The organism is Bacteroidota bacterium, from assembly GCA_034439655.1.
Classification (GTDB): domain Bacteria; phylum Bacteroidota; class Bacteroidia; order UKL13-3; family UKL13-3; genus CANJUD01.
In genome coordinates, this window is the sequence record JAWXAU010000195.1 from 1 (window position 1) to 11,255 (window position 11,255).

Sequence of the window (11,255 nt, forward strand, 5' to 3'; positions counted from 1 at the left end):
AGCATTTATAGGTGTTATTCAGAATATAGAATTTATCAACATATTAACATAGTCAGACTTATCAAGGGTTTTGAATACGTGTTGTACCTGAGTAGTTACGAATTATTAAATTTATGAAGGTGCAACAAAGGTAAACAATTCCGTCCTTACACGAATGACTTTTTGTGAACGGATGTTCTTTGGGAGAATTCGCCCTTGCTATTGGTTATAAGTTTTTGCAGCTTTGCGAAGGGTGGCTGATTAGATGCACATGCCAGTCGAAACGCACCCTGTTTATTAATTGGACCACAATTCATTTTGCACTTCCCCAGCCATAATACAAAGGTGCTGCGAGTGACAGCTTATTTATTCGAGTTTTATTATTTTTTGAGTGTATTTTCGTTTATCTGTTTTTAAAGTTAAAAAATAAACGCCTTGTTGGTATTGAGTCAAGTCAATTTGATTGTTGTAAGTCCCCTTAGTTTTTAGCCCTTGGTCAATTGCTTTTAATAACTTGCCATTGATATCAAATAAACTAAGAATTATATTTTCGTTTTCTGCACAGTCATAAGTTAGATTTGCAAATCCTGTGGATGGATTAGGATAAATATTTACTTTTAAACCTGTTGGAAATGTAATTTCAGGTAGCCCATTTACAAGTCCCAATAACTCTAAGTATTCACCCATAGTAGGCACATCTATATACTTTCCATTTATAGCAGATTGATTGATGTGTCTGCCAATTATATCTGTAATTGAATCGTGCAATGTGGTCGGAATAATACTATTGTTTATATTATATGCTTTCATAAGCCACCTATATCCAGTAGCAGAATTACAGGAGTAAGTATAGTCCATCAAATTTTTTACAGCAAGGTAAGCCATAGTTTCTAATTTGCCTTTGTGTGGGTCGGTTGCAGTAATAAGTGGAATGCTAGGCAGAATGTTTTGAATGATTAAGTTATGATAACGAGAGTTTGCATTGTGCCCGTCAACCCAGCGGCCATTTGCAATTTGTCCAGGATAAACAGCATACCTGATATTTTTTACTGCACGATTCAAATATGATGTATCGTTGGTTAATTGATACGCTCGAGTTAATCCAAACGAAACAAAAGTGTTGTAATTATAATTGAAATTAAATTTTAGCGGCTTCAAAAAATTTCCAACAGCTATAGTTGTATTTTTGTATTTAATTTTGCCTGTATAGTTGTATGCTTCGTAAAATGCATTGGCAATAATACCAGCATCAAATTTAAATTCTCCCGTTCCTTTGTCATCAACAATCCACCCGTTTTGTATTGTATTTACAGAATCGGCTCCACAGGAAAATGCAAAATTTTGAATGATAGGGCCAAATACAGGGTCGCCATAAGTTCTAAGGTCGGGAAACGGAAATGCTCCGTTTGGTAATTGCCTAGTTGCTAAACTATCTAACGCTCTTGTTGCCCATGTTTGATACAAAGTTTTTCTTGTAAGATCAGTTTCTTTGTTGGCAATTTTAAGCAAGCCACTTGCAATTTCGGCAGCGGCACGCAAAAATAATGAATGGGGTTGATACAACGGAGGATTCAATCCCATTGCTGCTTTCCAAAGGTCGACGTATACCATACTATCTTTCGAAATTAAAAGTCGGGAAAGTGTAATTGCATTTGTAATGTTAACCCAAGTAACATTCTTTACTAAAGCGAAATAAGGTTCAGTAGCATCAGGTCTGCCACCTTGTGTTGCGTAAGTATTTTTTATTTCGTAGCTTAAAGAGTCAATGTGAAATAAATCTTCATATTTCAAAGCGGTGTCTAACGGATTAATTAAATTTTTTATTTGTGCTTGTTGTATTACAGTTAATGATTGTGCAACTCCACAAGGCTGCGAATAACTGACTGTCCAAATAATGAACAGTTGAATAATTATAAGTCCTATTTTTTTCATGTTGTAAAGAAAATTAATATATCCGTGGGGCTTTTTGCAGGTCACTTTTTGCGGCTTGGCTAAGGGTGGCGAATGGGAATATTAAACTGTCTATATGCACCAAACTTTATTAGATGCACCGCTGTTTGTCTTCGCACTTCCCCACCACTTTTTGGCTAGGTGCTGTTAGTGGTTTATTGTTCTTTTCTGCCAGCTTATTTCTCAATGGTTGTCAAGTCGTTTTTTTTACATTTTTAATTGGTCAACAATCAGTGAATATCGATGAATGATAATTTCAAGTGGTTACTTGTATTTAATTGCAGTCCCAGAAATAATGGGCCAAGTCCACTGAAAATCATATTTAACATTTATTACTGCGTCTGCACCCTCTTTTTTTGCTCTTTCAGTCAACTTTGTAAGAAGTTTTTCAGGTCGATTAAATACCGCACCGTCAACTTGAATATATTTTAGTTCGATATATTCTCGTGTCGGTTTTATTGTTGTAAAAACTGCAACTTCTTTGTCCGAAGTCCGCTGCAAATTTGCCACATAAGTTGATACACAGCTTGTCAACGTAATACTGATTAACAGTCCTAAAACCAGTCCTGATTTTTTAATTTTACTTGTCATATTGATTAATTTTAAATTGTTCATTAAACGTATTTGTCGGTAGTTTATTGTGGTGTCAATACAATGCCCTATAACTCGTATATATGAGAAACACTTTCCCCAAAAAGCCTCCTCCTATTTGCTTACGGTGCAAATATAGCCTTAAGTTTTTGAGGTTTTTCAGTCTCGGTTTATTTTTATTGGCGTCAATCAATTTAAATTCTTAAATTCGCAGTTCTTAAATAACGCAAGCCCATGGTAAAATCTTTACGCACCCAAATTACACTCTTATTTTTATTGTTTTCAAGTTTGGCCTTTGGTCAATCTAAAATAATTGCTAGTGTATATGCTATTAAGAAAGCATATCTACTTCTTCAATTTAATCAAACACCTTCACAACAAATAGTTGATGCATTTACAGCCAAAGGGTATCAGTTCGATGGCTTATATGATAGAAATATATATTATATATCGAAGCCCTACAATGCGGCTATCATAGAAGGAAGTGGTGCAACTGAAATAAATATGTTTACAGCAAGCAAGTATAAAACTAATAGTTTTGTTGCTTCTCCTGCTAGTTGGTATTATGTACATGATTCATTCAATGTACGTGTTTCCTTTTTTAGTGATGCAGAAATTGATAATCTAAAAATTCAGGTATCACAATTTGCAAGAATCACGAATGTATTTCCCAAGTATCATTATATGGAAATAAGAATTGCTGCAAATGAAATAAACAGATTTAATTTATTGGATATGGTTAAATGGCTCGAACCCATTCACCCGCCTTTAAGCACTGATAACCTGCCGGGCAAGACTTTGCACCACAGCAATATATTACAATATAATCTCGGTTTTACGGGCAGTGGTATAAAAGTAGGGGAGTGGGATGGCGGTTTTGTTGGCCAACATATAGACCATGACAGTCGCAAAACTATTCTTGATTATAATGTACAAAGCGATCATGCTACCCATGTGGCAGGCACTATAGTGGGCAATGGAACTATTAATCCTTATGCAACAGGAATGGCACCCAATGCTATATTATATAGCAGCGATTTTTACGGAAATATAGTTCCCAACATGGACTCGGGAATTACAAAGTATGGGATGGATATGACCAGCAATTCTTATGGATATTCGCCTGCTTATGATACTTGTCCGCGTGGGCAATATGATGATGAAGCCAGGGCTATTGATTTATTGGTGAATTATTACCCAAACTATTTGCACGTATTTGCGGCGGGCAATGCACAAAGTAACTGCGGCAATGGCGGCTATGGAACTATACCCAGTGGATGGAACAGTTCGAAAAATGTAGTTACAGTGGGTGCGGTAAGTTATATAGGAACTATGAGTACTTTTAGTAGTTTTGGTCCTACACGCGATGGCCGTTTGAAACCCGATATCTGTGCCGATGGGGTAGGAGTGTATTCTACTTTGCCTAATAATAATTACCAAGGCGGATGGAATGGAACCAGTATGGCCACGCCCGGTGTTACAGGCACTGCCGCACAACTTGTGGAGTATTATAAAAGTATATATAATACCAATCCCGATGCTATACTCATGAAAGGTATATTATGTAATACTGCCGATGATGCAGGTGCAGCCCATGTCGATTTTAAATTTGGATATGGAAATATCAATGCAATTAAAGCATACCAATGTATACATGATAGTTTGTGGACGAGTGATACCATTTCAAACGGAAATATACAAACCTATAATATATATGTTGATAGCAATATGGTACAGTTTCGTGCCATGCTCAATTGGATGGATGTGGAAGGAAACCCTGCTGCCCAAAAAGCATTGGTGAACGATTTGGATTTATATATTATCACTCCAGCAAGCGATACGATATATCCTTGGAAATTGAATCCCGCATCGCCCGCCACTGCGGCCATTCAGGATATAGATACCTTGAACAATATGGAACAAGTAACAATCGATACGCCCCAATATGGTAATTATATTATAGTTGTAAAAGGCACGTCGGTAGCTATGGGGCCACAAAAGTTTTATATACATAACTGGCAACAAAAACCTGAGTTGAAATTATTATATCCAAACGGTGGTGAACACTTAGATCGTAGCAGTACACAGGTTATCCGTTGGCAATCTGCGGGCGTAACGGGTACTTATGATATATATTATTCAATGGACAGTGGTGTAACTTATACAGGTATTGTAACAGGCATTGCCAATAACATATATTATTACGATTGGACAGTTCCCAATACTGCAAGCAGCGATAAAGTATATATAAAAGTAGTGAGTAGTGCTTTAAGCGATAGCAGCGATGCAGCGTTTACTATTATGCGTGGCGTATCGGGTTTAACCGCTACCTCCTGTTCAGGAAGTGTGATATTAAAATGGGCATCGACAGGGCAGGCGGCCAAGCAAATTATATATAGACAATTCAATAATAATTGGGTAGCCATTGATACCATCAATAATACGACAAGTTATACTGATACCAATGTGGTGAACGGACAAAGTTATTGGTATACCATCCGCCACTTGTCATCAGCCGATGCCTATAGCGAAAGGGCTTATGCCGTGAAAGGAACGCCAAACAATATCGTAAATGGATTGATTACTTCAAACAAAAGCCATCTATTGTATTGTGGCGATAGTATGATACTCACTGCAACTACGGGCAGTAATTATTCATGGACTCCCAATGGTGAAACCAAACAAACTATTAAAGTAAAACAAGCAGGCGATTATGCAGTAAGTATCAATAATAGTGGATGCTTGTTAAACTCTTCACCCTTTAAAGTGCTGGATGGATTATCAGCAACTGTTACGACAACTACTATTTGTAAAAACGATACTGTAATACTTGAAGCACAATCACCACAATTAAATACTATTCGATTTACGGAACTTATTCAAAACATGACAGCCACAGGTGCCACATCGCCCATGCCTTCATGGATAACCACACAAAACTCCGTTGCCGATTTTGTAGAAGTTACCAATATGGGAACCGACACCATGGATTTGGGAAACATTACTTTTGAACTATGGAATTCTTCAAGTATTTTATCGTCATTTGCATGGCCCAGTTATGCCAAGCTTTTGCCCGATAGTATTTCAGTATTGCATATAGGAAATTCAGGAACGGATGATTCCACACACTTGTTCTATAATACAGGTGTAGCTGATGATCAAAGTTCGTCAGGTGACCCGCGTGGTTATATATTAAAACAGAATGGAAATATAATAGATGCAGTGGCTGTAAATGGATATGCTTTTCCAACAACTGCAAAGGTAAGTAATGTGTTGGATTGGGAGGGACAGATTATATCGATGTCAGGACGGGCAGGTTGTAGATTGAAGGGGGCAGATAATAATAACCAAACAAACTGGAGTATTGCATCTGCAACTAATATAACAAACTTAGGAACACTGAATCCCAGCTTGGTTTCTATACCCACTGCAAATGTGTCGTGGAGCGACGGGCAAGGCTTTACAAGCAGCAATGCAAAGGATACATTATATAATATCACAAGTAATAAAACGATCACACTTACTTTTTCAACTGCCAATTGTTCGCAGCAATTAAGTTATAATATTAATACAATAAGTGTGGGGCAAATTGCTGCATCGAAAGATACAATATGTGCTGGCGATAGTATGCAATTGTCGCTTACAAATAACAGTGTTTCTCCCACTTGGGAAATGAATACAGGCAACGGTTGGCAAATCATCAGCGATACAACTTCGCAACTTTGGCAAACACTTAATTCATCTACTTGGTATCGTGCTTCTATTACTACTGCAAAATGCGGAACAGAATTTTCGGATAGTATTTATATATATACAAAACCACTCCCCACAAATGGTAATTTAGTAAAGAGTAGAGATAGTATTTGTATGCCTGATACTGTAAGTTTTAGTTGGAGTGGCAGTAATGGTAGTGTACAAGAATGGTATTATAATGATGGAAGTGGATGGGCAAGCACAGGCTTGAATGGTAATAATATAAACACTTCTATCAGTGCCAGTGGATGGATGATTGCTCGTATAGGATATAATAATGGCTGTATGGATATATATGATTCTATATGGCTCAATACGCAGCCAAGACCATACATAGGTGTGCTTAAAGTAGATAAAGACACTGTTTGTGCGTATGATAGTTTCACCTTGTCAGTAGATACAGTTTTGAACGGAACTATATATATTGAAGAATATGAAGCTGCAACTAGTAACTGGATAGTTTTGAATAATAATGGGGCAAATTATTATACCTATGGTTCAGGAAATAAGAACTTCGGGAGTAATACTTTTAGGGCAAGAGTTTCCTCAAAAACCTGCGGTGATGTATATACAAAATCGTTAGATGTGGTCGTGAATCCAATTAATATATTAGGTTCGGTTAGTGCGACTATGGATACAGTATGCAGTGGCGATATGGTTCACTTAACATTCAATCCAGGAGGCACGCAGCCGTGGTATAATCAGTACCCTACTGATTGGCAATATATGGATACAGGAAGTACTTGGATTAGTTTGAACGACAATTCATCCATGATTATGCTCAATCCTACTATGCAAACAAAATACAGGGCTTACTTCACCACTCCCTGCGATACGGATGAGATTATATATTCTATTTATATATACAAATCTGCCAGTAAAGGAAGTATCATAGCTTCAAAAGATTCTGTATGCGAAGGTGATACTTTCCAATTAACCTCAATGGGTCATGCAGGAACCGTTACTTGGCAAATGAATATGGGCAGTGGCTTTACCGATTTTGCAAGTGGTGATTCAGTATTAACCGTTCCATTTATTTCAGCTTATTATAGAGCCAAAACTGAACTCTCACCCTGTGATTCTGCTTTCTCAGATACACTTTATATATATGTTGAACCGCAACCGATGGGTGGCAAAGCATTTACCAATCAAACCAATTTTTGTAGTGGCGATTCAGTATCATTATATATTATGAACCATTATGGTTCGCCCTCATGGCAAATATATGATTCTGCTGTTTCTAATTGGGTAAGTATGAATGTGAATGGCGACAGTATTAAATTTTTAACTGCTACTTCGGCTTGGTACCGAGCCGCTGTGAGCAATAATTTCTGCAAGCCCGATTATAGCCAGCCAGTATTTATACAAATTGATACAAAACCTGTGGCGGGAATTATAACTGCTGATAAAGATTCGGTATGTGGTGGTAATACAATCAATCTAAAATTAAACAAATATAGCGGACAAATTACCTGGCAGCAATATGATTCAACAATTAGTAATTGGAAAACTATTATAACAAGTATTGATAGTATATCTGTTTCACCTACATCATCATATTATATAAGAGCAGTCTTAAGTAGTGGTTCTTGTGGTGATGATTATACATCATTGCATTTAATTAAAGCACTGCCAGCAGCGGTTGCGGGTACTATTAGTTCATCGGCTAACAATATATGTGTGGGTAACGGAATTGCCTTAACCCTTAGTGGAAACACAGGGAATATTCGTTGGCAATCGTATGATAGTACTACACAGAAATGGGTGAACCTAGGAACAAAAAATCCTATTACCGTATATCCTTATGGAGCTACAAGATATAGAGCAGTATCTAGTATAAGTAATTGTACTGCTATCAGTAGTGAAATTAAATTGACCACCATGCCATCGCCTACAGTAAATGTAACTGCATCGGGAGCATTAACCTTTTGCCAAGGTAGTAATGTTGTATTAAATTCAAGTCAAGGAAATGGATGGCAATACCAGTGGATGAAAGATACCATTGATATAAGCGGAGAAACGCAAAAAAGTTATGCGGCAAATACTGCGGGTGTATATCAAGTGCGGGTAACAGGCAGCAATGGATGTACGAATACATCGGGCAAATTAACAACGGTGGTAAATCCAACACCAGCCAAACCTGTTGTTACAAGAGTGGGAAATAATTTGCAATCGAGTGCCACCACAAATATACAATGGTATAAAGATGGTGTTCCCTTGCCTGGTTCTACCAATCAAAATTTGGCAGTAAGTACCGCCGGAAGTTATACCATAAAAGTAACGAATAGTTTTGGATGCACGAGTATGTCGGTAGCTTATACTGTAACTGGAATAACAGAAATAAGTATAGAGAAAGTATTATATATATATCCAAATCCCACTTCCAATATTACGCAAATAACTTTGCCTGTTGAATTGCAATCAAACACCAAAGTAAATATGATAGATATTCATGGACGCATAGTACAAGCTACCTATACAAAGATTAATGAAAAAACATTGAGTATTGAATTAAGCAATTTTGCCCAAGGAATGTATATAATAGAAGTTTGTCAGGGGAATGGATGTTGGAAGGGTAGGGTTGTGAAGGAGTAAGGATTAATTTGGGAAGTATTTGTATATTAATATCTAAATGCTGAAGCCATCATTTCTTGTTCCTTTCTTGAAATGCCGATTTCTTGTGCTACCTTGCTCCATTGGCTTATAACGGTTTTTACTTTCTTAATTACCGAGTCCATTTCTGGTGTGGTCAGTTGAAAATATGCCCCCACACTTTTGGCGAGTTCAAAATCTAAAGCATTATTATCAGCATCAATATTTAATGCCAATCCATCTTTTTCATTTGAAGGATTAATATCAAATGCAGGAGAAAGTATCCACCCTTTTTCTCTTAATATAAAACCATGATTTCTTAAGTGGTCATCGGTATTTGATATGGCAATATTAAATACAATCCTTTTCCATAATTGATGCAAATCTTTTTTGTTTTGAGTTCCCGAATATTGGATAAATTCAGCAATATCCAAATAGCTTGCAGGTTTTTCTTTGATCGTGTCTTCGTTATTGCCAGTCATAGTGATGGCACTTGCAAAATGTATTCTTTCACCTTTGTATCTGTCAAATCGTTTGGTTAAAAAAGTATGATGTTTGCCTGCAATTTTTTCGACTTTCGATGGTGAAATTTCTATTCCCACTTTTGTAGCCAATTTATAAGCTAAAAATTCCCAAGCACCTTTATTATATATATCTCCTTTTGCTGGAAATTTTGCTATCCATAAATCGTCATGCTCGTCAAGCACATTGGCTTTTGGCCTTGCCCCGCCTAGTGAAGAACCAGGAGCCATTAATATAGCAAGCCATTTTTTTATTGCTTTATTATTCTCATCCGATTCCAACATGTGAGCCGCATATTGCAATTCTCTTATATGACTCATGGGAGGTATTGGAGTATTAACATTATCATCTAAAAAAGGACCATTTATGTCCAGTTTAAATCTTAAAGCACCCATTCTGCATTCATCATATACTCCTAACAAGAAATCTATATCATATAAATAGGGGGCAGATTTATTTTTTTCTTTTGCAATTTGTGCAGCACGTCTTTTCATCAAAGTTCTGCCCCAAGTGTCGGGCATAGAATCGAAGAACACGCCAAAGTTTTCTTTACCATTTGGATACTGTGGTCCTGTATACCATGCAATGTCTGGATCTAATATTATTTGCTCTTTCGATTGAATCCAATCATTTGTATATTCGAAACTAAAAGCCTTTTTGCCTTTTGCTTGTTGGCCTGAAAGCACACCAATTAGTTTGGGTTCCTTCATTCCCAACCAATGAGCATATACCAAGATATCAGTTTTCGCAGTAGGCATATTTATTTATTTCTTGTTAAGCTTAAGTCTTGCAGTTTTCTTCCGTAGCTGTCATCTGCAGCCAATTTTAAAAAATCATCTTGTAATCCCAGTACTCTAAGTGTATTAAAGTATGCAGCCATGGAAACACTTCCATTTCCTTTTTCAATTTGGTACAAAGTGCTTCTGTCAATTCCTGCACGTTCGCTTACTTGTATCGTTGTTAGCTTCCTGCGTTTCCTTGCCAGTTTGATGTTTTCACCCACTTGCTCCATCAGCTTTTGGTACTTAGGAAATAGAATTTGTTTTTTGCTGGCCATCTTATTTTGTTGTATATTATCAGCAAAAATAGATTAAATGTTGATAATAAACAACATTATTTTTTTTGTTGGGAATTTTATGGAGGGGAATTGGTATATATAATCGGGTTGGATGCGGTTGGTGGGCCCGCCGCGGCAGGAACCATGGACAAAATTTGTTCAGTTATTTCTTTGTAAATTAGTCGATTCTTAATTGCATCAATTTCTTGGGTTTCTTTTCCCTGCTTTGTTCTTTCTTGTTCAGTTGATTTATTTCCGCAGCTAAATAATGAAATCCCAATGATATTATATAGTATAAGTTTTTTCATTTAGATAGAAGTGGTATTGTATTTTGCAGATTAAAAATTCGCAACTCATATATTTAGATTGCATTTGACGGAGAAAGGAGGAGTTTATCATCTTTTGCCTCATAGCTTTGCCACTAATGCATTTACTATTTCTTTTGTTGCAGAGTCAGCCTCATTAAATTTTACGTCGTCATTCAGTAACCCTGAAAGGATGCAATTTTTCAAATAGGTTAATCCGCTACTGGTGATTTCCCAAGTTCGATTATAGTTATCAATACTTACGTCATTTATATATCCAAGCTCATTTAGTATTTTGATATTTAAAGTGAGTTCAGCAGGAAACCAAATTCTACCTATAAGTTTGATAATTGTATATTCGTCGGAAAATTTGGGATGTGAGATTAGGAGTAATACCGAAACTCAATATATAACGGAAGTTAAAACATACTTTATAGCAACAGCAGAAGTTTGCCTAATAAAAGCCCCAAAATGTAGCCACTAAAAGTTGATAACTTTGTTAATAA

Annotated in this window: 6 protein-coding genes; 1 reads left to right on the forward strand and 5 read right to left on the reverse strand. The window is 36.6% G+C overall.

Going from position 1 to position 11,255, the window contains the following annotated elements:
- Positions 1-345: 345 nt before the first annotated feature.
- Together SGJ10_14565 and SGJ10_14570 are read right to left on the reverse strand one after the other, a co-directional pair.
- Positions 346-1,911, reverse strand: a complete 1,566-nt coding sequence (locus tag SGJ10_14565; protein MDZ4759346.1) for a T9SS type A sorting domain-containing protein — start codon at positions 1,909-1,911, stop codon at positions 346-348.
- Between the two features lie 282 nt (positions 1,912-2,193).
- On the reverse strand, positions 2,194-2,520 hold the full coding sequence (locus tag SGJ10_14570) for a hypothetical protein (protein ID MDZ4759347.1): 327 nt from the start codon (positions 2,518-2,520) through the stop codon (positions 2,194-2,196).
- 234 nt (positions 2,521-2,754) lie between these two features.
- Here SGJ10_14570 and SGJ10_14575 point away from each other — a divergent pair, with 234 nt between their 5' ends.
- Positions 2,755-8,868 carry a S8 family serine peptidase gene (locus tag SGJ10_14575; protein MDZ4759348.1) on the forward strand — a complete coding sequence of 2,038 codons (6,114 nt, stop codon included), beginning with the start codon at positions 2,755-2,757 and terminating at the stop codon, positions 8,866-8,868.
- A gap of 26 nt (positions 8,869-8,894) precedes the next feature.
- On the opposite strand, the gene SGJ10_14580 is transcribed toward SGJ10_14575, so the two are convergent.
- From SGJ10_14580 to SGJ10_14590, 3 genes are all read right to left on the reverse strand, one after another.
- On the reverse strand, positions 8,895-10,145 hold the full coding sequence (locus tag SGJ10_14580) for a HipA domain-containing protein (GenBank protein ID MDZ4759349.1): 1,251 nt from the start codon (positions 10,143-10,145) through the stop codon (positions 8,895-8,897).
- 2 nt (positions 10,146-10,147) lie between these two features.
- Positions 10,148-10,444, reverse strand: a complete 297-nt coding sequence (locus SGJ10_14585) for a helix-turn-helix transcriptional regulator (GenBank protein MDZ4759350.1) — start codon at positions 10,442-10,444, stop codon at positions 10,148-10,150.
- Positions 10,445-10,521: 77 nt separating this feature from the next.
- On the reverse strand, positions 10,522-10,752 hold the full coding sequence (locus tag SGJ10_14590; protein MDZ4759351.1) for a hypothetical protein: 231 nt from the start codon (positions 10,750-10,752) through the stop codon (positions 10,522-10,524).
- Positions 10,753-11,255 lie beyond the last annotated feature (503 nt).

Bases quoted from the DNA above. Each gene is read 5' to 3' on its own strand.
- SGJ10_14565 (MDZ4759346.1), bottom strand. From the start codon at position 1,911: ATGAAAAAAATAGGACTTATAATTATTCAACTGTTCATTATTTGGACA.
- SGJ10_14570 (MDZ4759347.1), bottom strand. From the start codon at position 2,520: ATGACAAGTAAAATTAAAAAATCAGGACTGGTTTTAGGACTGTTAATC.
- SGJ10_14575 (MDZ4759348.1), top strand. From the start codon at position 2,755: ATGGTAAAATCTTTACGCACCCAAATTACACTCTTATTTTTATTGTTT.
- SGJ10_14580 (MDZ4759349.1), bottom strand. From the start codon at position 10,145: ATGCCTACTGCGAAAACTGATATCTTGGTATATGCTCATTGGTTGGGA.
- SGJ10_14585 (MDZ4759350.1), bottom strand. From the start codon at position 10,444: ATGGCCAGCAAAAAACAAATTCTATTTCCTAAGTACCAAAAGCTGATG.
- SGJ10_14590 (MDZ4759351.1), bottom strand. From the start codon at position 10,752: ATGAAAAAACTTATACTATATAATATCATTGGGATTTCATTATTTAGC.